We start from the raw sequence: 22608 nt of genomic DNA, 5'->3' as shown, positions 1-22608 counted from the left end.
CAACACGGCGTGGCTTTGACAGCCCGTTCGACGCACTGGGCCCGGTCTCGTGAGGCAGCGCCGGGCGCGGTCTCCTGAAGGCCGCCGGGTCAGCGCGACGCGATGACGGTGACCAGGGTGAAGCACGCGAAGAACGGCCCCTCGAACAGGGAGGTGAACCAGGCGCGGCCGCGCGCCCGGTCGATGTGGCCCTCCCGGATCGCGCGCTCGGTGTTCCGGCCGAGACCCAGCGTGTGGTCGGCGTCGTGGGGGTCGCGGAACACCGGTGCCGTGGTCCGCACGGCGCCGACGGTGAAGCCCGCCTCCTCGGCCAGGCGGGCCAGGCTCCGCCCGACACGCGCGTTGCGCACCGCGTGCGCCGCTGCCTCCCGGCGTACGAGAGCAGGTTCGGACGCACCGCGGAGCTGCCCGTGGGGGAGTGGGGGGCCGCGATCCGCGGCTGCTGACGGCCGAGGAGTTCGAGGCGGTCTGGAGCGCCGCCCGGCGCGCGCTGGCCGCCCGGCGGCCGTGACGTGGCGGGGCGCGGGCCGCAAGGGGCCGGTGTCGGGCACGCGGCTTGTGGAGGGCTTGCGCCCGCGCCCCGGGCTGTAGTCGGGTGACTGCCATGACACGTATGAGGAACAGGAGAAGGACGAGAAGGCCGATAAGGACGAGGAGGACGAGCCTCGCCGCGGTGGCCACGGCCATGGTCGCGGGCGCCCTCTACGCGGGCGTGCCGCAGGCGCAGGCCACTGGCGGCGACACCGCCGTGCCGTCGTCCCCGGGCGACCCGGTGTCGAGGCTCGGCGTCGACCTCGACACCGTGACGATCCCCCAGCTACAGGTCCGCATGCTGAAGGGCTCGCTGACCTCGTCCCAGCTGACCGCCGCTTATCTGCACCGGATCAAGACCGTCGACCCCAAGGTCAACGCGGTGCTGCGCACCGACCCGACCGCGCTGCGCCAGGCCGCCGCCAGCGACGAACGGCACCGCCTCGGCCGCGTCCGGGGCCCCCTCGACGGCATCCCCGTCCTGATCAAGGACAACGTGGACACCCGTGACCTGCCCACCACGGCCGGGTCGCTCGCCCTGGCCGGAAGCCCACCGGCGACCGACGCCGCCCTGGTGGCCCGGCTGCGCAAGGCCGGTGCGGTCATCCTGGGCAAGACCAACCTGTCGGAGTGGGCCAACTTCCGCGCGGCCAAGCCCACATCGGGCTGGTCGGCCGTCGGCGGCCAGACCCGCAACCCCTACGTCCTGGACCGCAACCCGTGCGGCTCGTCCGCCGGTTCGGGCGCCGCCCTCGCCGCGTCCCTCGCTCAGGTGGCGATCGGCACCGAGACGGACGGGTCCATCGTGTGCCCGGCCGGGATGAACGGCGTCGTCGGCCACAAGCCCACCCTCGGCCGCGTCAGCCAGGCCGGGGTGGTCCCGATCTCCGCCGAACAGGACACCGCGGGTCCCATGGCCCGCAACGTGACCGACACCGCCCTCACCTTCGCCGTGCTCAGCGGCGAGGCACGCCCCGGCGCCGCGACCCGGCCGCCCGCCTATCTGAAGAACCCCGGCTCCCTGCGCGGCAAGCGGATCGGCCTGTGGCGGCTGCCCTCGCTCGGCCCCGAGGTCGACCGGGTGATGTCCCGCACCGCCGACAGCCTGCGCGGTGCGGGCGCCGTGGTCGTCGAGGTGACGCCGCCCTACCAGCAGCGCCTCGCCGAACTCGAATTCCCGGCCCTGCTCAGCGAGTTCCACCGCGACATCGACACCTACCTCGCCACCCGCCAGGGCCCCAAGGACCTCGCCGGACTCATCGAGTTCAACCGCACGCACCCTGAGGAGCGGACCTGCTTCGCGGGCCAGGAGCTGTTCGAGCAGGCCCTGGCAGCGCCCCCCACCACCGACCCCGCGTACAAGGCCATGCGCGCCGAGCTGAACGACCTGTCGCGCCGCTCCATCGACGAGACCCTGGCCGCCCACGACCTCGACGCCATCGCCGCGCCCACGAACCCGCCCGCCTGGACCACGGACTGCGCGCGCGGCGACAACGACGTCATCCCGTCCTCGACGCCCGCCGCCGTGTCCGGCTACCCGTCCCTGTCCGTGCCCGCCGGATCCGTGGGCGAACTGCCCGTCGGAGTGCTCCTGACGGCCGGACACGACCAGGACGCCAAGCTGCTGGCCCTGGGCGCCGCGGTGGAGGACCGCCTGCACGCCTGGAAGGCACCGCGCTACCTGCCCACGACCGGCCCCGGCACGACACCCGCCGCTGACCGAAGGGACTGACCGAAGGGGCTGACCGAACGGACTGACCGTACGGACCGACCGACAGGTCGACCGAGTGGACTGATCGAAGGGGCTGGTCGAACGGGCTGATCGAACGGCGCCGTTGGCGCACACCGGCCTGTCCGCGACGACGAACGCGCCTTACGATTTCGGTGCGTTGGACCAACTACGGGCGGGTTCCCGCTCCATACGGTAGGGGGCGTGCTCCTTCCGGTGACCACTCATCCCCGCGCCAGCCTGCGCCGGGTCCTGGAGGACCTCGGCCCCACCCTCCTGGACCTGGTGTACGGCGACGCCGACGGCGCCGTCGACATCGGCGGCGTGGTCATCCACGACCCGCGCGACGCGCCCGTGCCGCCGCCGCGGGCGCTCGTCCTCGGCGTCGCCGTGCACGGCCCGCGGGAGATCGCGGACCTCCTCGACGCCGTCGGCGGGCACCGGGCCGCGGGCCTCGTGGTCCGCGCTCCCGTCGCCCCCGACGAGCGGATCGCAGCCGCGGTGCGCCGCTCGGGTGTGGCGCTGCTCGGGCTGACCCGCGGCGCGTCGTGGGCGCAGCTCGCCGCGATGCTGCGCTCCCTCATCGCGGAGGGCGACGTGGGGGAGGCGGGGCAGGAGACGCTGGGCGGGGTGTCGTCCGGGGACCTGTTCGCCCTGGCCAACGCCATCGGGGCGCTGCTCGACGCGCCCGTCACCATCGAGGACCGCAGCTGGCGGGTGCTGGCCTTCTCCGGGCGGCAGGACGAGGCCGACTCCTCCCGCGTGGAGACCATCCTCGGCCGCCAGGTCCCCGAGCGCTTCACTCGCGTCCTGGAGGAGCGCGGCGTCTTCCAGGCCATGTACCGCAGCGACCAGCCGGTGTACGTGGAGCCGCTGGTGGAGTGCGACACCGGCCGGATGAGCCTGCCGCGCGTGGCGCTCGCCGTGCGGGCCGGGGACGAGATCCTCGGCTCCATCTGGGCCGCCGTGCGCGGACCGCTCAGCGCCGAGCGCGCCCAGGCCCTGCGGGACGCCGCCAAACTGGTCGCCCTGCACCTGCTGCGCCAGCGCGCGGGCGCCGACGTCGAACGCAGGCTGCGCGCCGACCTGGTGGGCACGGCCCTGGAGGGCGGGGCGGGCGCCGCCGACGCCGTGGCGCGGCTCGGCCTCGCCGGGCAGCCGGGCGTGGTCCTCGCCCTGGCCGCCGCCGACCGCCCCGACGGGGACCGGTCCGCCGCGGGCCACGCCCGGTACGTGGCCGAACGCCAGCGCCTCGCCGACGCGTTCGCCATGCACCTCACGGCCGTCCACCCCCGCTCGGCGTCCGCTCCCGTCGGCGACGTCGTGTACGGCATCGTCCCGGTCCCCGCCGAGCGGCCCGACGGCCGCGCCTCCCGGGACGGCCACGAGCGTACGGATGCCGAGGCACGGGCGGCCCGGGTCGCCGCGGAGTTCCTCGAACGCGTCGGCGACCGGCAGGAACTCCTCGTCGGCGTCGGGCCGCTGGCGCGCGACAGCGCCGCCCTGCCCGCGTCCCGGGCGGGCGCCGACCGCGCGCTGCGGGTGCTGCGCGCGGGCCGCGGCCCCCGCTCGGTGGCCCGCATCCACGACGTGGTCGTCGAGTCACTGCTGCTCGAACTCGCCGACGTCATCGCCGAGCGCGGCGACCCGCCGTCCGGCCCGGTGGCCCGCCTCATCGCGTACGACGCCGCGCACCACACCTGCCTGGTGCGCACCCTGCGGGCGTGGCTGGACGCGTTCGGCGACGTCATCGCCGCGTCCGCCGCCGTCCACGTCCACCCCAACACCTTCCGCTACCGGCTGCGCAGGCTGGCGGAGGTGGGCGGCCTCGACCTCGGCGACGCCGACGCGCGGTTCGCGGCGATGCTGCAACTGCGGTTGTGGCCGGGCGCCGGAGAGCCCTGAGCCGCCGTCACCCCCACCGCTCCGTGTACGCCTCGGTGGGTGGGTACGGGGCGGGGCTCGTCATGCCCGCCGACCAGAAGCCGCCGGTGCCGGGGATCGGGGCGACGTCGTTGAGGTACGGCGCCGTCGCCCCGCCCGCCGGGCCCCGGACGACGGTCCAGGCGTCGCCGTCCCGGCGCAGGTAGGTGCTGCGGCTCTGGTCCTGGTAGTTCCAGCCCGCGATCCAGGCCGCGCGCCCGTCCGCGTCGCCCGCGATGCCGCTCAACGCCCCGACGGTGAACCCCGGTTGCACCCGCGTCCAGGCCGAGCCGTCCCAGTGGGCGAGGGCCGGGTTGCCGGGCCGCCCCGGCGGACCGCCGACCCCGGCCTCGGTGCCCACCGCCCAGACGTCGTCCGCGGCGGCCACGTGCAGGTCGCCGATGCCCAGGCGCAGCCCGGTGATCAGCGGCAGCACCGTCCACGCCCCGTTCCAGCGGGCCACGAGCCCCGACCAGCCGCCGCCGGTCGCCTGGTCGCCGCCCACCCACACGTCCCCGGACGGGCCGGGCACCACCCGGTACAGGTTCGCCGTCGTGACCGGCAGCGGGTCGAGCCACCGCCACCGCTTCCCGTCCCCGCACAGCAGCCGGGCCGCGCCGCCGCGCGTGCCGCAGGCCCACACCCGCCCGTCCGATCCGACGGTCACCGCGTCCAGGCGGACGCCCGTCTCGCCCCGGCCCGGGAACGACGCCTCGCGCCAGGCGCTCCCGTCCCAGCGCAGCAGCGGACTCGCGTCGCCGCTGGGCAGGCCCACGCTCCACGCGGCGGTCGCGCACACCCCCGCGACGTCGCTGAGGCGTCCGGTGTAACCCAGCGACGCCAGGTCGGACTTCGTCCAGGAGGTGCCGTTCCAGTACAGAGCGAGCGCCAGGCCCTGCGACGGGCCGCCGCGGCCCTCCTCACCCACGGCCCAGGCGGCCCCCGGCCCGGCCGCCGCGATCCGGCGGAGCTGCGCGGCCGGGGTGCTGCCGGGCGCGGGCACGGCCCGCCAGTCCTGCGTACGGGGCGTCGGCGCGGCGGCCCGCGCCGCGGCCGAGCCGAGCACGACACCGGACGCGGTGCCGAGCGCCCCTGCCACGAATCGTCTGCGTCTCATCGCTGCCTTCCCTCCACGGATGCCGGGCGGACGCCCGGCGGGTGCCGGACAGAAGCCGAGCGGTCCCAAATGGCCCCAAACGGTCCTGAACGGTCCTGAACGGTCCCGAACGGATACGGGCGGACACGAGCGGATACGGGGACCACCCTGGGCCGAGGCGGCCCGCCGGTCTAGGGAGCCGCGTGACAAACCCGGCCCGCCCCGGCTTCGTACCGAGCGATGGAACGTGGGCCTCCTCCTCGTCGGCCCGCACGAATCGCCCCGACGACCTGCGGTCCTACTCTCCTTGACAGCCGACGGAACCACCCGTGGACGAGGGGGTACACATGTCGCAGGAAACACAGCAGTCGGGCACACCCGCCCCGCCCGTGCCGTCGAGGGAGGAGGCGCGGGCGCGCCTCGACACGCTCAAGGAGTGGCTCGACGCACGCCTGGAGCCGCTCCTCGAGGAGAACGAGGTGCCGGGCGCGGCCGTCGCCGTGTGCGTGGGCGACAAGGTGATCGACGCCGCCGCGGGCGTCCTCAGCACGGAGACGAAGGTCGAGGCGACCACGGACTCGGTGTTCCAGATCGGATCGGTCACCAAGGTCTGGACGGCGACCCTGGCGATGCAGCTCGTCGACGAGGGCGTCCTGGACCTCGACGCGCCGGTACGCACCTACCTGCCGGACTTCGAACTCGCCGACGACAAGGCCGCGGCCACCGTCACCACCCAGCACCTGATGTCCCACACCGCCGGGTTCGAGGGCGACTTCATGACCGACACCGGGCTGAGCGACGACTGCCTGGAGAAGTTCGTCGCCACCTTCGGCACCATCCCCCAGCTGTTCCCGCCGGGCGAGCGGTTCTCGTACAACAACGCCGCCTACTGCCTGATGGGCCGCCTCGTCGAGGTGCTGCGCGGCCAGCCGTACGACGTGTGCCTGCGCCGGTACCTGTGCGAGCCGCTCGGGCTCACGCACACGGCGACCGGCCCGTACGAGGCGCTGATGTACCGGGCGGCCGTCGGACACGTCCGGCACGAGCCGGGGGCCCCGCCCCGGCCCGCCGCGATCTGGGCCACGGTCCGCTCGAACGCCGCCGCGGGCTCGCTGCTCGCGATGCGCCCGCGCGACCTGCTGGCCTTCGCCCGGATGCACCTCGCCGACGGCGTCGCGCCCGACGGCACGCGCGTGCTCAGCGCCGAGAGCGCCCGCGCCATGCGTGAACCCCACGTGGACCTGCCCTACTTGGGGTTCATGGGTGACCACTGGGCGCTCGGCTGGGAGACCTTCGACCTGCCGGGCGGCACCGTCGTCGGCCACGACGGCGGCACGGTCGGGCAGGGCGCGTTCCTGCGCGTAGTCCCGGGCCGCGACGTCGCGGTGGCCCTCCAGATCAACGGCGGCGACCCCCTCGGCCTGTACGTCGAGATCGTCGGCCGCGTCCTGCGGGACCTCGCCGGGATCGAGCTGCGCCCCCTGCCGAAGCCGGACCCCGACGCGCCCCGCATCGACGCCTCCCGCTACGTGGGGACGTACACCGCGACGGCGGGCGACACCGTGGTCAGCCAGGACGCCGACGGCCGGATCTGGGTCGAGCGCAGGCCCAAGGGGGTCTTCGCCCAGCTCGACCGCCAGGCGGAGAGGGTCGAGCTGCTGCCCGACCGGGAGGGCACCCTGATCGCCGCCGTGCCCGAGATGGGGATCCACCGCCTGTTCACCTTCGTCGGCGACGACGGCGCCGGGCGCGCGCGGTTCCTGCACACCGGACGCGCCGACCGCAGGGCCGACGCGTGAGCGAGGGCGCCGGGCGCGTCGCGGGGGTCTTCGAAGAGGCGGGCGCGCGGGGGCTTCCCGCACACCCGTGAGGCGCGCGCCTCGGCCTTCGAGACCCGCGTGGCGCTCCCGTACGCCCGCGACGTGACCGCCGGGCGCATCGCGCACGCACGGCTCCGGCCCGGGACCCCTCCCGCGACCGGAGCGCTACAGATGCCCCATGACGACATCCCGACCGCTGGCCGGACCGGGTCGTTCCGCCGTGATCACGGGCCTGATGGCGCTCGCCGCGCTGGGCGCGCCGACCGTCTCGGCGTGCGACTCGTCCGAACCGGAACCCCCGTCCCTGACCTCACTCTTCCGCGACTACGTCGAGTCGACCGACGTCAAGAACGACCCGTACCCCGCCGAGGGCGGCTCGGTGGCGGACCGGAAGGCTGCCTTCGCCGCTCAGGGCGACCCGCAGCAACTGCTCAACAGGCTGCTGTCCGCGTACCCGTGCCACACCGCCGAGGACAAGCGCTGTCCGCACTCGGACGGCACGTTCTACCGGCGCAACGTGCTGGTCAAGCACGGGGACGGAACCCTGGAGGTCATCGCCCTGTACGTGACGGACCGCCCCGGGCGGCGGGACCTGCTGACCGACTCCAGCGACAGGACCTACACGGGCGGCCTTGAGGACTTCCGGCGCCACAACGACCTGCTGGACTCCGACGACATGATGCTCGCGCCCACCGACCTGACCAACACCAAGGGCGGCAAGCTGACCGTGGTGTCCGGCCACACCGACGACGACCCCTCGCGGGCCTGGCTGATCGGCGGCGCCGTCACGCTCGGCGGCCTCGTGCTGGTGGGGGTGGCCGCGCGCTTCGTCGCCCTGCGGGAGGAGGCGCGCGAGGCCTCCGAAGCGCGGGAAGGCGCGGGGGCGGAACCCGCGGGGGCGGAATCCGAAGGAACGGAATCCGAAGGAAGGGAAACGGCTGGGGACCCAAGAGCGGCGGACCCAAGGGAGCGGAATCCAGCGGCGAGTGAGGAGTGACATAGTAATGTGAAATTGCACTGACTCTGTCGGTGCCTTCCTCGCCCATCACTCACCCGTGTCCAAGGGGGCCGCCATGGACGACTCCAGCCGAGCCGGTACGTCAACCCGCGCCCAGGCCGCCGGAATCCGCACCGCGAGCCACGACCTGCCGATCTCACCGGACCTCGCCGCGTTCCTGTCGGGCGGCTGGGCGCCGACGCCGCTGACCGGCGACATCCGGCTCCCCGTAGCGGAGTTGACGCCCGCGCGCCGCGCCCGCCTCTCCGCGCGCTTCCCCGGCGAGCGCCTGATCGTCCCGGCGGGCGAGCTGCGCGTCCGCTCCAACGACTGCGACCACCGCTTCCGCCCGCACAGCGCCTACGCCTGGCTCACCGGCCTGACCGGCGAGGACCAGGCGGGGCACGTGCTGGTCCTGGAGCCGAACGGGCCCGCCGCCCACGACGCGGTCCTGTTCGTGCGCCCGCGCTCCCCGCGCGACGGCGGCGGCGAGTTCCACCGCGACCGCCGCTACGGGGAGTTCTGGGTCGGACGCCGCCCCGACCTGGACGAGGCCGAGCGGATGACCGGCATCCCATGCGCCCACCTGGAGCGCTACGGCCGCCTCCCGCCCGGCCGCGACGCCGCGACCGACCCCGAACTCGCCGCGGCGCTCAGCGAGTTGCGCCTGGTCAAGGACCCCTGGGAGGTGGCGCAGCTGCAGAGCGCCGTCGACCACACCGCGTCCGGATTCGAGGACGTCGTACGGGCGCTGCCCCGGGCGCTGGCCCATCCGCGCGGCGAGCGCTGGATCGAGGGCGTCTTCAACCTGCGCGCCCGCGCCGAGGGCAACGGCACCGGCTACGAGACCATCGCCGCGTCCGGCGCCCACGCCTGCGTCCTGCACTGGATCCGCAACGACGGCCCCCTGGACCCGGGCCAGCTGCTCCTGCTCGACGCGGGCGTGGAGACCGACACCCTCTACACCGCCGACATCACCCGCACCCTGCCGCTGTCCGGCCGCTTCACGCCCGTACAGCGCCTGGTGTACGAACTCGTCCTCGCCGCACAGGAGGCGGGCATCGCCGCGCTGCGCCCCGGCGCCCGCTTCCGCGACTTCCACCACGCCTGCATGAAGGTGATCGCCGAAGGGCTCGCCGAGTGGGGCGTGCTGAAGAACGCCGACGGCGACCGCCACCGCCGCTACACCCTGTTCGGCAGCGGGCACATGCTCGGCCTGGACGTCCACGACTGCGCGCAGGCGCGCGCCGAGTCCTATCTCGAAGGCGCCCTGGAGGAGGGGCAGGTGCTCACGGTCGAGCCCGGCCTCTACCTCCAGCCGGACGACGAGACGCTCCCGGCCGAACTGCGCGGGATCGGCGTGCGCATCGAGGACGACCTGGTCATCACGGCGGACGGGGCACGGCTGATGTCGGGGGCGCTGCCGCGCACGCCGGACGCGGTCGAGGCGTGGATGGGGGAGCTGCTGGGGAGTTGAGCGCGGCAACGGGCAACGGGCAACGGGCAACGGGCAACGGGCCGCGGGCCGCGGGGCGCGCGGGGGCAGAGGGGTTCGCGGCGGTCGAAAGGGTCCTCGGGAACCCTTGGCACGCTCAATGCAATGTGAAATATTACTGAGGTGCTCACAGCGAACTCCGTGAACTTCGCGAACTCGGTGAACTCCGCAGACGTCATCGTCGTCGGAGCGGGCGTGATCGGCGCCTCCTGCGCCTACTATGCGGCCCGCTCCGGCCTCAGCGTCACCGTGGTCGACCGCGGCCCGGTGGCGGGCGGCACCACGGGCGCCGGTGAGGGCAACCTCCTGGTGTCCGACAAGGAGCCCGGCCCCGAGCTGGAACTCGCCCTGCTGTCCACGCGGTTGTGGCGCGAGCTGGCCGACGTCCTCCCGCCGGACATCGAGTACGAGGCCAAGGGCGGCCTCGTCGTCGCCGCCACCGGCGGCGGCCTGTGCGCGCTGCGGGACTTCGCGGACCGGCAGCGCGCGGCGGGCGTCACCGCGCGCGAGGTCCCCGCCGACCACCTGCGCGACCTGGAGCCCCACCTCGCCGACGGCCTCGCGGGCGGCGTCTCCTACCCCGACGACGCCCAGGTCATGCCCACGCTCGCCGCCGCGCACCTGCTGCGCGCGGCGGGCGGCCGGGTCCGGCTGCGGCTCGGCGAGGAGGTCACCGCGCTGCTGACGGGAGCCGCGGGCGAGATCAGGGGCGTACGGACGACGCGCGGCGAACTCCACGCCCCGCACGTGGTGAACGCGGCCGGGACCTGGGGCGGCGACCTCGCCCGGCTCGCCCGCGTCGACCTGCCCGTGCGGCCGCGCAGGGGCTTCGTCCTGGTCACCGAACCGCTGCCGCGCGTGGTGCGCCGCAAGGTGTACGCCGCCGACTACGTCGCCGACGTGGCCAGCGGCTCTGCCGCGCTCCAGAGCTCCGCCGTGGTGGAGGGCACCCCGGCCGGTCCCGTCCTCATCGGCGCCAGCCGCGAGCGCGTCGGCTTCGACCGGAGCCTGTCGGTGGAGGTGCTGCGCCGCCTCGCGGCCCAGGCCACCGCGCTGTTCCCGGTCCTGTCCGGGGTGCGGGCGACGCGTACGTACGCCGGGTTCCGGCCGTACCTGCCGGACCACCTGCCCGCCATCGGGTCCGACCCGCGCGTGCCGGGGCTGCTGCACGCCTGCGGCCACGAGGGCGCGGGCATCGGGCTCGCCCCCGCCACCGGCCTGGCCGTCGCCCGCGCCCTGACCGGCGGCGCACCCCCGCTCGACCTCACCCCGTTCCGGCCGGAGCGCTTCACCCCGGCCGCCTGAGCCCCGCCCCCGGACCGCCATGAGAGGAGGGCCCGTGGCCCGCACCCCCGCCGACCTGGTCGGCGCCCGACCCGGCCCGCCGTTCGAGATCACCTTCGACGGCCGCGCCGTGACCGCCCTGCCCGGCCAGTCCGTCGCCGCCGCGCTGTGGGGAGCCGGAATCCTCGCCTGGCGCACCACCCGCCACGGCGGGCGCCCGCGCGGCGCGTTCTGCGGCATCGGCCAGTGCCACGACTGCCTCGCCACCATCAACGGCGAGCCCAACCGGCGGGCCTGCCTCGTCCCCGCCCGGCCGGGTGACGCCGTCACGACCCAGGAAGGACACGGCCGTGCCGGACTCGGCGTCTGACCCCGCACGCCTCGGCGCGCCCTACGACCTGGCGGTGGTCGGCGCGGGCCCCGCCGGGCTCGCCGGGGCCGTCGCCGCCGCCGAACTCGGCCTGTCCGTCGCCCTCCTCGACGCCGCCGCGGACACCGGCGGCCAGTTCTACCGCACCCCGGACCCCGCCCTGGGCGCCGCCCGCCCCGAGGTCCTGCACCACGACTGGCCCGCCTACGCCGCCCTGCGCCGCCGCCTGGACCGCGTCCACCACCTGCCCGGCCACCACGTGTGGAGCGTGACCCGGGACGGCGCCGACGGGCCGTGGGCGGTGCACGCCGTCACCGGGGCCGACGGCTCCGCGGAACGGCCGGTGCGGGTGCGCGCCCGTGCCGTGCTGCTCGCCACCGGCGCCTATGAGCGCCAACTGCCCTTCCCCGGCTGGACGCTGCCCGGCGTGGTGGCCGCCGGGGGAGCGCAGGCCATGCTCAAGTCCGGCCTGGTGCTGCCCGGCCGCCGGATCGTCGTGGCGGGCAGCGGACCGCTGCTGCTCGCCGTCGCCTCCTCGCTGGCCGCGGCCGGGGCGCGGGTGCCCGCCGTCGTCGAGGCCACCGGCTATCTGCGGTACACCCGCCACCCCCGGGCGCTCCTCGCCAACCCGCACAAGGCCGTCGAGGCCCTGGCGCACGGCGCCGGACTGCTGCGGCACCGGGTGCCGGTGCGGACGCGCAGCGCCGTCACCGCCGTCCACGGCACCGACCGCGTGACAGCCGTCACCGTCAGCCGCGTCGACCGCGACTGGCAACCCCTGCCCGGGACGGAGCGGCGCATCGCGTGCGACGCGCTGGCCGTCGGCCACGGCCTCGTCCCGCAGATCGAACTCGCCACGACGCTGGGCTGCGCCACCCGGGCCCTGCCCGACGGCAGCCACGCCCTCGCCCTGACCGGCCTCCAGGAGACCTCGGTGCGCGGGCTGTGGGCCGCGGGCGAGACCGGCGGCGTCGGCGGGGCCCAACTCGCCCGCACCGAGGGCGAGTTGGCCGGGCTCGCCGTCGCCGCCCGCGTCCTCGGCCGCCCCGTCCGCCCGGCCCGGGTGCGGGAGCTGCGGCGCCGCCGGGACCGGCAGCGGGCCTTCGCCGACGCCATGGCCGCCGCGCACGCCCCGGGGCCCGGCTGGCCGCGCTGGCTCACCGACGACACCGACGTGTGCCGCTGCGAGGAGGTCACCGCCGGGCGGATCCGCGCCGCCGTGGACGACCTCGGCGCCCGCGACTCCCGCACCGTCAAGCTGCTCACCCGGGCCGGAATGGGCTGGTGCCAGGGGCGGATGTGCGGCCCGGCGGTGTCCTGCCTCGCGACCGGGGGCACCCGTGCGCACCTCCCGCCGGACCGCCGCCCGTTCGCCGTCCCCGTACCCCTGTCCGCGCTCGCCGGACTGCCCGAGGCGGACGAGCCCGCACAGCCGACCGCCGAGGAACCCGCCCGGCGCCACGAACCCTGACCGCACCCCCACCACCGCACACCCCCACCACCGCACACCCCCACCACCGCACACCCCCACCACCGCACACCCCCACCACCGCACACCTCCACCGCACCACCTGGACCCGCAGACCGGACCGACAGAGAGGCACCACCGGGATGACCACCAACCCCACCCCCACCCCCGCCGCCTGGACCAGCACCCACCCCTGGCGCGGCATCATGGTCGCCACCGCGCTGCCGCTGCGCGACGACCTGTCCGTCGACCACGACGCCTACGCCGAGCACGTGCGCTGGCTGCTCGACAACGGCTGCGACGGCGTCGTACCCAACGGCTCCCTCGGCGAGTACCAGACGCTCACCGACGACGAGCGCGCCCGCGTGGTGCGCACCGCCGTCGAGGCCGCGGGCGACGGGGCCCGCGTCATGCCCGGCGTCTCCGCCTACGGCAGCGCCGAGGCCCGGCGCTGGGCGGAGCACGCGGCCGACGCGGGCTGCGGCTCGGTGCTGCTGCTGCCCCCGAACTCCTACCGCGCCGACGAGGCGTCCGTGCGCGCCCACTACGCCGAGGTCACCCGCGTGGGGCTGCCCGTCGTCGCGTACAACAACCCCCTCGACACCAAGGTCGACCTCACGCCGGGCCTGCTCGCCCAACTGCACCAGGACGGCGGCGTCGTGGCGGTGAAGGAGTTCAGCGGCGACGTCCGCCGGGCGTACGAGATCGCCGAACTCGCCCCGGAACTGGACCTGTTGATCGGCGCCGACGACGTCCTCGTGGAACTCGCCGTCGCCGGTGCCGTCGGCTGGGTCGCCGGGTACCCCAACGCCTTCCCGGCGAGCAGCGCCGCGCTGTACCGGGCGGCCGTCTCCGGGGACCTGGCCACCGCCGTGCCGCTGTACCGGGCGCTGCACTCGTTGCTGCGCTGGGACTCCAAGACGGAGTTCGTGCAGGCCATCAAGGCCTCCATGGACGTCGTCGGCCGTCGGGGCGGGCCCACCCGGCCGCCGCGCGCCCCACTGTCCGAGGCGGACCGGGCCGCGGTGCGCGCCGCCACGGAGAAGGCCCTGGCCGACGGCCACCGCTGACCGTCGCCCCCACCCGTCACCTGCCCCCACCCGTCACCTGCCCCCGTCCGAAAGGAAGCCCGTGCGTACCCGCCATGTCTTCCACGCCGTCGACTCGCACACCGAGGGCATGCCCACCCGCGTGATCACCGGCGGCGTCGGCGTCATCCCCGGTGCCACCATGGCCGAGCGGCGGCTGCACTTCATCGAGCACCTGGACCACCTGCGCACGCTCCTGATGGACGAGCCGCGCGGCCACAGCGCCATGAGCGGCGCCATCCTCCAGCCGCCCACCCGCCCCGACGCCGACGCCGGGGTCCTCTACATCGAGGTGTCCGGCGTCCTGCCGATGTGCGGCCACGGCACCATCGGCGTCGCCACCGTCCTGGTCGAGACCGGCCTGGTGCCGGTCACCGAACCCGTCACCACGGTGCGGCTCGACACCCCGGCCGGGCTCGTGGCCGTCGACGTGGCCGTGCGGGACGGCGCGGCCACGTCGGTGACCTTCACCAACGTGCCCGCGTTCGCGGTCGCCCTGGACCGCGAGGCCAAGGTGCCCGGCTACGGCACGGTCACCTACGACCTGGCCTTCGGCGGGAACTTCTACGCGTTCGTGGAACTCGACGCCCTGGGCCTGCCGTTCGACCGCGCCCACAAGGACGACCTGCTGGCCGCCGGACTCGCCCTCATGGACGCCGTCAACGCCTCGCCCGACCGGCCCGTGCACCCCGAACGGCCGGACGTGGCCGGGCTCAAGCACGTGTACCTGGCCGCGCCCGGCTCCGACGCCCGCCACTCCCGGCACGCCATGGCCATCCACCCCGGCTGGTTCGACCGCTCCCCGTGCGGCACCGGCACCTCGGCCCGCATGGCCCAGCTGCACGCGCGCGGACTGCTGCCCCTCGACCGCGACTTCGTCAACGAGTCCTTCATCGGCACCCGCTTCACCGGCCGCCTCGTCGACGAGACCACCGTCGCCGACCGGCCCGCCGTCGTACCGACCATCACCGGCCGCGCCTGGATCACCGGCACCGCCCAGTACTTCCTCGACCCCGACGACCCCTTCCCCGCGGGCTTCCGCCTGTGACCACCGCCGTGCCCCTGTCCTTGGGCGGCTTCCACCTGCGACCGCCGCCCCCGCCCCACTCCTCGGGAGGCCTCCGCCCGTGACCGCCGCCCCGCCCCTCGTCATCTCCCGCAACCCCGCCGACCCCACCGACGTACTCGTCGAGACCCCGGCGCCCGGCGCCTTCGCGGCCGCCGACCGCGTCGAGCGGGCCCGCTCCGCCCAGGGCGACTGGCTGCGCGCCGGGGCGGCCGCCCGCTCCGCCGCCCTCGGCGCCGTCGCCGCCGCCCTGGACGCCGCCGCGCCCGAACTGGCCGCGCTCGCCGTGCGCGAGGTCGGCAAGCCCGTCACCGAGGCCCGCGCCGAAGTCGCCCGCGCGGTGGCGATCTGGCGCTACTACGCCCAGGCCCCGTACGAACCCGTCGGCGCCGTCCACGAGAGCGCGACCGGCGCGGGCCTGCTGCTCACCCGCCGCCGCCCGCACGGCGTCGCCGGTCTCGTCACGCCCTGGAACTTCCCCTTCGCCATCCCCAGCTGGAAGGCCGCGCCCGCCCTAGCGGTCGGCAACGCCGTCGTCCTCAAGCCCGCACCGGAAGCCACCGCCTGCGCGCTGCGCCTCGCCGACCTCGTCCAAGGCGCCCTGCCCGAGGGCGTGTTCACCGTGCTGCCCGGCGGGGCGCCGGAGGGCAACGCGCTCGTGTCCTGCGCCGACGCCGTCTCCTTCACCGGCTCCACCGCCGTGGGCCAGGCCGTCGTTGCCCGCGCCACCGCGCGGGGCGTGCCCGTGCAGGCCGAGATGGGCGGCCTGAACGCCGCCGTCGTCCTGCCCGACGCCGACATCGGCCGGGCCGCCGCGCACATCGCCGCCGCCGTCGCCGGGTACGCGGGTCAGAAGTGCACCGCCACCAGCCGTGTCATCGCCGTCGGCGCGGCCCTCGACCCGCTGCGCGAGGCCCTGTCCGCCGCGCTGCGGGCGCTGCCGGTCGGCAACCCCGCCGACGCCGCCACCGTCGCCGGACCGCTCATCAGCGAGCACGCCCGCGACCAGGTCGGCGACGCCTGGCAGGGCCTGAGCACGCTGGCCGGGGCACCGTGCCCGACCGGCCCGGCTGGTACGCCGCCCCCACCCTGGTCGAGAAGGTCCCCGCCGGGCACCGACTGCTGCGCGAAGAGGTCTTCGGGCCCCTCGCCGCCCTGCTGCCCGCGACGGACCTGGACCACGCCGTGCGCCTGACCAACTCCGTGCCCTACGGCCTGGTCACCTCCGTGCACACCGCCGACCTGGACCGCGCGCTCGACGCCCTCGACCAGCTCGACACTGGCATGATCCGGATCAACGCGCCGTCCACCGGCGTCGACTTCCACCTGCCGTTCGGCGGCGCCAAGGCCTCCGGCCACGGGCCGCGCGAACAGGGCCGGGCCGCCCTGGAGTTCTACACCGCGGAGCGCACCTACACCCTGTCACCCACGGGCGCAACGTGACATTGTACGGTGGGGGCCCGTACCAGGCCGAAGGGATCAGGACCGCCATGGGGCATCTCAAGCACCGTGACCTCAACGCCACCCGGGAGCGGCTGCGCGACCAGGTGAGCAGCGCCCTGCGGGCGGCCCTGATCTCCGGCGAACTGCGCCCGGGCGTGGTGTACTCCGCGCCCACGCTCGCCGAGGACTTCGGCATCTCCGCCACGCCCGTGCGTGAGGCGATGCTCGACCTGGCCCGCGAGGGCCTGGTCGAGCCGGTCCGCAACAAGGGCTTCCGCGTCACCGAGTTCAGCGAGCGCGACCTCGACCAGTACACGGAGATCCGCGCCCTCATCGAGATCCCCACGGTCGGCCGCGTCACGCGCACCGCCGCGTGCGAGGACCTGGAGGCGCTGCGCCCCGTCGCCGAGGAGATCGTGCGCGCCGCCCGCGACCACGACCTCATCGGCTACCTGGAGGCCGACCGCCGCTTCCACCTGGCGCTGCTCGCCCTGTCCGGCAACGAACGCCTCGTGGAAACCGTCAGCGACCTGCGCAAGCGCTCCCGCCTGTACGGCCTGACGGCCCTGGACGAGCGCGGCGAACTCATCCCGTCTGCCGAGGAGCACGTCGAACTCCTCGACCTGATGCTCGCGGGCGACGCCCGGGGCGCGGAGGCCTGCATGGCCAAGCACCTGGGCCACGTCCGCTCCCTGTGGGCCAGCGAGGACGGGGCGTCGAAGGGCGAGCGGGGAGACCGCTGAGGCGCAGGCCCGTGGAGGCACGTCGCACGCGCCCGGCGTACGCACCGGACCTCCCGGGACGGCGCCGTCACCCGTGCTCCCGTCGGAGCAGACCGGCCACGCGCAGATAGCGCTCCGCTTCCGTTTCCGCGGCCGCGTGGGGACCGGCGTGCGCGCGCAGGTGTTGGCTGGCCGCGACCAGGCGGAAGAGGACGGCGCGTACGACGTACGGGAGGAGGCCGGGGGCGCCGTCGGCCGCGGTGGCGTGGAGCAGGTCCGCGTCGGCCGCGTGCCACAGCAGCGCGTCGCCCACCACGATGGCGTCGGCGAAGGCCGGAGGGCGCCAGTACGGCGAGAAGTCGAGGACCGCGGGGGCCAGTCCCGGCGCGAACAGCACGTTCCCCGTCAGGTCGCCGTGGACGAGCTGCGATCTGCCCCGCGGCCGGGGGCCGAGCAGCGCGGTCAGGTGCTCGTACGGCGCACGCAGGGCCGGATGCGGAACGGCCGCCGCTTCCTGCCAGGCCGCGCGGTCGCCGACGGCCCACGCGTCCGTGCGGCGGTCCAGGAAGCCGGGGCGCGGCACGTCCGCGAGCGCGCGGTGCAGGGCCCGCCCGGCGGCGATGACCTCCCGCCAGCGCGGGGCCGTCGCGTGCGCGGGCTCGGCAGCGGCCAGATGCCGGGAGGCGCTCCAGCCGCCGTGGCTCCAGGCGCCGTCGCGGGTGCGCATGGGGCGGGCGACGCGGAAGCCGTCCTCCACCACCGCCGCCATGAGGTCGGCCAGCCAGTGGGCGAACTCCGCGTCGGGGCCGGTGGGTTTGAGCACCGCGTCACCCACGCGCACGCTGGTGCCCGCTCCGCCGGGCAGGGGCACGGGGCGCCCCGTGAGGCCGAAGGCGTCGAGGACGTCGGGGGAGGGGAGGGACACGGGGGGCCTTCGCTGTCGGGGCGGCATCAGGTGCCGGGCCAGCGTAGGCGGGGGAGCGTGCCGCCGACCACGTGAAGAGCGCGGGGGCCTGCCCGGCTTCCGGCCCGCACCTGCCCGCGCACCGGAGGCCGGGCGACCGGCGCGTGCCGCGAGCCGAGGCGGCCGAAGCGGTCAGTGGGTCAGGGGATGGGACGGCCGCCCCGCGGCCTCGTCGATCTCCGTGTGGGCCTTCCGCAGCATCTGCGACGCGAGGTCCATCAGGGCCCGCGCGCCCGCGATCTCCTCACCGACCCGGAGCTGCCGCGGATCCGTCGGATGCCGCATGGCGTACCCGTGCGCCCGCATCTCGCTGCCGTCCCCGAGCCTGACCAGGGCCGCCGCGGTGGTGCGGTCGCCGTGTTCGGAGAATTCGAGATCCACGTGCCAGCCAACGAGCGTGGTCATATCGGTTCACCTCCTGCGTGCCCTCACCTCCAGGTTCCCTCTTCGCCGCCGGGGACGCCACAAGGGCCCGGCGGACCGAAGGACGGAGGAACGGCCGCCACTGAAGCCCCAGGGCCTCCCCTCTCGACCGGACGCCGGAGACGGGCCCGGCGGAATCTGTGATTCGGGCCACCAGAACGCACGACGCTCGGCACTCGGATGCGTACGAGAGTGAGCGCGCGGCCGGTCCGCACCGTGCCGTCCGTGGTGCACACCGGCGCGACGAACGGCGAATCCGCCACGGGAGGAGAGGGGTGCGGACAAGCCAGATTCAGGGATTCGGCCACGGTGCCCGCTCGGGCACCGCCCCGGGACCGGACCTTGCGAACGCATTCGCACGTGGGGGAGCTGTCGCACGGCACCGGCGGACGTTTGCCCATGGCTTCGCGGGCCGGGGGCTCACTCCATCGGGAGCGTGCGCCCGCGCACGCTGAGTTATCGTGCGCCCCCGTGCGCCCCCCGATGGATCCTGGTCTGGACCACGCTCGCACTCGGTTACCGAGGGTCGTCCGGTCGCTCTCCGTTGACCGGGTGACCGACGAGGGTTCGAACGTGCGCGAGCGGCGGCCGACTTCGATCACTCTGAGTCCGCGTTTGCGCGTTCGCGGCTGGGGTCCGGTTTCCGTCCCTGGTGAGAGGCGTTCTCGCCCGCCAGACCACGGGGGAACGCGCCGTTTCCGGCAGCCGGGCGTTTGACGTTGGGACGTCGGGGCACACGCGGGGAGCGGTGATCCGCTCGGGGCTGCCGGGGCGCTGACGCGCGCCTGAGAAGCTACTCGCCGGTCACTGCGTGCGGCAACCGATGCACCCTCCGTTCAACTTAAGGGGGTTGCTATCGGGTGACGCACCGTGAAGACTGTGGCCGAGTTCGACTGGGACGGGGGGTGTTCTCAGTGCACATGGTGCAAAGCGTCGGACAGGGTCCGCCGGATGCGCGTACCGTCTCATTCTGTCCCTGGGCATCCGGTTCCGGCGGTTCCGCCACTTGTTGTCAGTGCATTGATGAATAGACGCGCACGCGCTGCGCGGAACGTTTCACTGGGGGATTGTGAGATGTCGGCTTGGTTCGCACAACAGGTGCCACGCGTCGTCCAGGGACGGGCGAAAGGCCGAAGTGGCACGCCTTACGCGTGGTGACCGGTCCCGCGCGAGCACGGTGACGGACGGATGACGTCCGGGGAGACGGGGGCCCGCGGCGGCGCCGCGCGACGCCACCGCACGCCCTGAGCTCCGTACCGCGCGGGCTCAACTGGCCGGTCCGGGCGCCGCGTTGGCCCCCGTATCCGGCCTGATGGGGGGTGACCGGCGCGCAGCCGCTCTTCGCCCGTGCCGGGACCGGCCCTGCCCGGGGCCGCCCTACGGGACCGGCTTTCGACGCTCCGCAGACGACTGCGCGCCAGCGGCCGCACACCCGTGCCTCCGCAGCGGCCGCGCGCCCCATCCGAGGGAGGAAACGTGACCAGCAACCCATCCACGCAGGAGCACTTACTCTTCGACACCCTGACCGACCGGTGGCGCGCCCTGCGCGAGAGCGGACCGGTGCGGCACGACGAAGAGCAGGGCGTGTGGCGCGTCGTGGACCACGAGGGGGTGGCCGCCGTCCTCGCGGACCCGGCGACGTACTCCTCCGACATGACCCCGATCGCCCCCACCCAGGAGGACTTCGAGGCCTTCCGGCAGGGCAATTTCGTCGGCATGGACCCGCCCGAGCACCGCAAGTTCCGCACCCTGGTCAGCCAGGCCTTCACGCCCCGCGTGGTGCAGGGACTCGAACCGCGCATCGAGGCCGTGTGCGCCCGCCTCCTCGACGCCGTCGAGGACCGCGACCGCGTCGACCTGGTGGACGCCCTCGCCTACCCGCTGCCCATCATCGTTATCGCCGAACTGCTCGGCATCCCGGCCGAGGACCACCCGCTGTTCCAGGAGTGGGCGGCCACCCTCTTCGGCGGCGACCAGCTCAGCGAGTCCGCCGACATGGCCGACATCGAGCGCGCCCTGCAGGCCATCGCCCCCACCGTGCGCACGATGAACTCCTACGTCCTCGACCACATCCGGCACCGCCGCGCCGACCCCGGCGACGACCTCATCAGCAAGCTCATCGCCGCCGAGGTCGACGGCGTCCGCCTGGAGGACCAGGAGATGGTCGGCTTCGTCGCCCTGCTCCTCGTCGCCGGACACATCACCACCACGGCGCTCCTCGGCAACGCCCTGGTCGCCTTCGACCGCGCCCCCGGCACGCTCACCGCCCTGCGCGCCGACCCCGGACGGCTGCCGGAGGCCATCGAGGAAGCGCTGCGCTGGCTGCCGCCCTTCCCCGAACTGGGCCGCCGCGTCAACAAGCCCGTCGTCCTCGGCGGCCACGAACTGGAGCCCAACACCCTCGTCATGGCCCACCTCGGCGCCGCCAACCGCGACCCCGCCCGCTTCAGCGACCCGGACACCCTCGACATCGCCCGCAACCCCAACCCCCACCTGACGTTCGGGCAGGGCATCCACTTCTGTTTCGGCGCGCCCCTGGCCCGCCTGGAGGCGCGCATCGCCCTGCGCATGCTCCTCGACCGCTACCGCGACCTCAGCGTCCCCTCGTACGACGACGTCACCTACCAGAACCCGGCCGTCCTCGTCGGCGTGCGGCACCTGCCCGTCGACGTCGTCCGGCCGTAGGACGCCCCACCGCGTCCGGCCAGCGCGATCGTCCGGGTGGCCGACGGGCCACCTTCCCAGAGCCACCGTTCACAGGAGTCACCTCGTCATGCCGTACCCCACCGCCGCCCCGATCGCCGAGCGGCAGTCGTCCCCGCTGCACCAGGAGTTACAGGACCGCCTGCACGCACTCGCCCGCACCCACCGGGTGCCCGGCGCCCACCTCGCCGTGGACACCGGGACGGAGGTCGTCAGCGTCCACACCGGCACGGCCGACGCCGCCACCCGCGCCCCCTTCACCGCCGACACGGCCGTGCCCCTCGGCTCCGTCACCAAGGTCTACACGGCCGCCACCGTGATGCTCCTGGCCGACGACGGCGACCTGGAGCCGGACGACCCGGCCGCCGCGTTCCTCCCCGAGCTACGCGCGTTACCAGAGGTAACGATCCGTCATCTGCTCAGCCACACCGCGGGCCTGCCCACCGGGCCCGACTCCGACACCGCCGCCAGAACCCCCGCCTCCCGATATCTGTCACAGGTCTGCACCGCTGACAACACCCTGTTCCCGCCAGGAACCGGTTTCTCGTACTCCAACGCGGGATACGTCGCCGCCGGGCGACTCATCGAGGCGGTCACCGGCATGACCTGGCAGGAAGCCGTGCGGGCCCTGCTCCTCGAACCCCTCGGCACCGCCCCCGCGTTCCTCGACGACCCCGCCCCCGCGCGCCCGGTCGCCGCGGGCCACGCCCTGAACACGGTGACGGGACAGCCCCGCCCGGCCCGGCAGAACCTGGCCCCGGTCGAGGCCCCCGCCGGATCCCTGCTGGCCGGTGCGCTCGACCTGACCGCCCTCGGCAGAGCCCTGACGGGCCGCTCCAGCGTGCTCCCGGACGACTTCGCCGCCCTCATGCGCAGCCCCCAGCAGGGCGCCGACTCAGGAGGGCTGGCCGACGCCTGGGGGCTCGGGGTCGCGCTGTTCCAGGAGGACGGCCGCTGGTGGTGCGGCCACGACGGCAACGCCCAGGGCACCTCCTGCCACCTGCGGGCCGAGCCCGAAAGCGGCGTCGTGGTCGCCTTCACCGGCAACGCCAGCGGCGCCACCGCCCTCTGGTACGACCTCGCCGACGACCTCACCCGGATCACGGGACTGCGGGTGCCGACCGCTCCGGCCACCCCGCGGTACGGCGAGCCCGTCGCCCTCCCCGAATGCGCGGGCACCTACCACAACGGCACGACCGAGTACCGGATAACTCTCGGCGCCGACGGCACCCCGGCGCTCTCCGTCGACGGTGACCTCGCCCTTCCGCTCATCTGCCACGCGGACCTGACCTGCGACCTCGTCGACCCCGTCACCGGCCGACGGGAGCCCGGCGGGCGCTTCCACCGCGACCCCGCCACCGGCGTCGTCGACCGCGTGCAGATATCCGGCCGCACCGCCCGCCGCACCGCCTGATCCCCGACCGCGCGACGGCGGGCGCGACCCGCCCGCCGCCGCGGACGTCCCCCACCCACGCCCGCGCACCGT

17 protein-coding genes and 1 pseudogene are annotated in these 22608 nt (G+C 75.0%); 14 read left to right on the top strand and 4 right to left on the bottom strand.

What is annotated here, in order from left to right; genetic code table 11:
- Positions 1-89: 89 nt before the first annotated feature.
- The gene (locus ACOBQU_RS02715) at positions 90-350 is read right to left on the bottom strand and encodes a hypothetical protein (protein WP_423624250.1); all 261 of its coding nucleotides are present in this window, start codon (positions 348-350) and stop codon (positions 90-92) included.
- A gap of 335 nt (positions 351-685) precedes the next feature.
- On the opposite strand from ACOBQU_RS02715, the gene ACOBQU_RS02710 reads away from it, so the two are divergent.
- Together ACOBQU_RS02710 and ACOBQU_RS02705 are read left to right on the top strand one after the other, a co-directional pair.
- Positions 686-2263 (top strand): amidase, encoded by a 1578-nt coding sequence (locus ACOBQU_RS02710; protein ID WP_423634206.1) that lies wholly within the window; start codon positions 686-688, stop codon positions 2261-2263.
- Positions 2264-2464: 201 nt separating this feature from the next.
- A complete protein-coding gene (locus tag ACOBQU_RS02705; RefSeq protein ID WP_423624248.1) occupies positions 2465-4165 on the top strand; it encodes a helix-turn-helix domain-containing protein in 1701 nt (566 codons plus the stop codon).
- 7 nt (positions 4166-4172) lie between these two features.
- On the opposite strand, the gene ACOBQU_RS02700 is transcribed toward ACOBQU_RS02705, so the two are convergent.
- Positions 4173-5300 carry a hypothetical protein gene (locus ACOBQU_RS02700; protein ID WP_423624246.1) on the bottom strand — a complete coding sequence of 376 codons (1128 nt, stop codon included), beginning with the start codon at positions 5298-5300 and terminating at the stop codon, positions 4173-4175.
- A 326-nt stretch (positions 5301-5626) separates the two neighbouring features.
- On the opposite strand from ACOBQU_RS02700, the gene ACOBQU_RS02695 reads away from it, so the two are divergent.
- From ACOBQU_RS02695 to ACOBQU_RS02650, 10 genes and pseudogenes are all read left to right on the top strand, one after another.
- Positions 5627-7078, top strand: a complete 1452-nt coding sequence (locus tag ACOBQU_RS02695; protein ID WP_423624244.1) for a serine hydrolase domain-containing protein — start codon at positions 5627-5629, stop codon at positions 7076-7078.
- A gap of 199 nt (positions 7079-7277) precedes the next feature.
- Entirely contained in the window at positions 7278-8096 is an 819-nt protein-coding gene (locus ACOBQU_RS02690; protein ID WP_423624242.1) for a hypothetical protein, read from the top strand.
- A gap of 76 nt (positions 8097-8172) precedes the next feature.
- Complete coding sequence (locus ACOBQU_RS02685; protein ID WP_423624240.1) at positions 8173-9573, top strand: aminopeptidase P family protein; 1401 nt, start codon at positions 8173-8175, stop codon at positions 9571-9573.
- A 141-nt stretch (positions 9574-9714) separates the two neighbouring features.
- Positions 9715-10896 (top strand): NAD(P)/FAD-dependent oxidoreductase, encoded by a 1182-nt coding sequence (locus tag ACOBQU_RS02680; protein ID WP_423624239.1) that lies wholly within the window; start codon positions 9715-9717, stop codon positions 10894-10896.
- A 34-nt stretch (positions 10897-10930) separates the two neighbouring features.
- On the top strand, positions 10931-11245 hold the full coding sequence (locus tag ACOBQU_RS02675; RefSeq protein WP_423624237.1) for a (2Fe-2S)-binding protein: 315 nt from the start codon (positions 10931-10933) through the stop codon (positions 11243-11245).
- Positions 11226-12716, top strand: a complete 1491-nt coding sequence (locus ACOBQU_RS02670; RefSeq protein WP_423624236.1) for an NAD(P)/FAD-dependent oxidoreductase — start codon at positions 11226-11228, stop codon at positions 12714-12716. Before ACOBQU_RS02675 ends, ACOBQU_RS02670 begins: the two co-directional genes overlap by 20 nt.
- 140 nt (positions 12717-12856) lie before the next feature.
- Entirely contained in the window at positions 12857-13783 is a 927-nt protein-coding gene (locus ACOBQU_RS02665; RefSeq protein WP_423624234.1) for a dihydrodipicolinate synthase family protein, read from the top strand.
- 61 nt (positions 13784-13844) lie between these two features.
- The gene (locus ACOBQU_RS02660; RefSeq protein ID WP_423624233.1) at positions 13845-14849 is read left to right on the top strand and encodes a proline racemase family protein; all 1005 of its coding nucleotides are present in this window, start codon (positions 13845-13847) and stop codon (positions 14847-14849) included.
- Positions 14850-14928: 79 nt separating this feature from the next.
- Positions 14929-16310: pseudogene (locus ACOBQU_RS02655) on the top strand (aldehyde dehydrogenase family protein).
- A 47-nt stretch (positions 16311-16357) separates the two neighbouring features.
- On the top strand, positions 16358-17053 hold the full coding sequence (locus ACOBQU_RS02650) for a GntR family transcriptional regulator (RefSeq protein WP_423624232.1): 696 nt from the start codon (positions 16358-16360) through the stop codon (positions 17051-17053).
- Positions 17054-17120: 67 nt separating this feature from the next.
- Here ACOBQU_RS02650 and ACOBQU_RS02645 read toward each other — a convergent pair whose 3' ends face one another.
- On the bottom strand, positions 17121-17957 hold the full coding sequence (locus ACOBQU_RS02645; RefSeq protein ID WP_423624230.1) for an aminoglycoside phosphotransferase: 837 nt from the start codon (positions 17955-17957) through the stop codon (positions 17121-17123).
- Between the two features lie 171 nt (positions 17958-18128).
- Complete coding sequence (locus ACOBQU_RS02640; RefSeq protein WP_423624229.1) at positions 18129-18401, bottom strand: DUF1876 domain-containing protein; 273 nt, start codon at positions 18399-18401, stop codon at positions 18129-18131.
- A gap of 1494 nt (positions 18402-19895) precedes the next feature.
- Between ACOBQU_RS02640 and ACOBQU_RS02635 the strand changes: the two genes are divergently transcribed.
- On the top strand, positions 19896-21104 hold the full coding sequence (locus tag ACOBQU_RS02635) for a cytochrome P450 (protein ID WP_423624228.1): 1209 nt from the start codon (positions 19896-19898) through the stop codon (positions 21102-21104).
- 88 nt (positions 21105-21192) lie between these two features.
- The gene (locus ACOBQU_RS02630) at positions 21193-22536 is read left to right on the top strand and encodes a serine hydrolase domain-containing protein (protein ID WP_423624226.1); all 1344 of its coding nucleotides are present in this window, start codon (positions 21193-21195) and stop codon (positions 22534-22536) included.
- Positions 22537-22608: the final 72 nt, after the last annotated feature.

The organism is Streptomyces sp. G45 (assembly GCF_049542095.1).
Lineage (GTDB): Bacteria > Actinomycetota > Actinomycetes > Streptomycetales > Streptomycetaceae > Streptomyces.
Note: the sequence above shows the minus strand (reverse complement) of the source record. Positions and strands in the feature narration are given on the sequence as shown.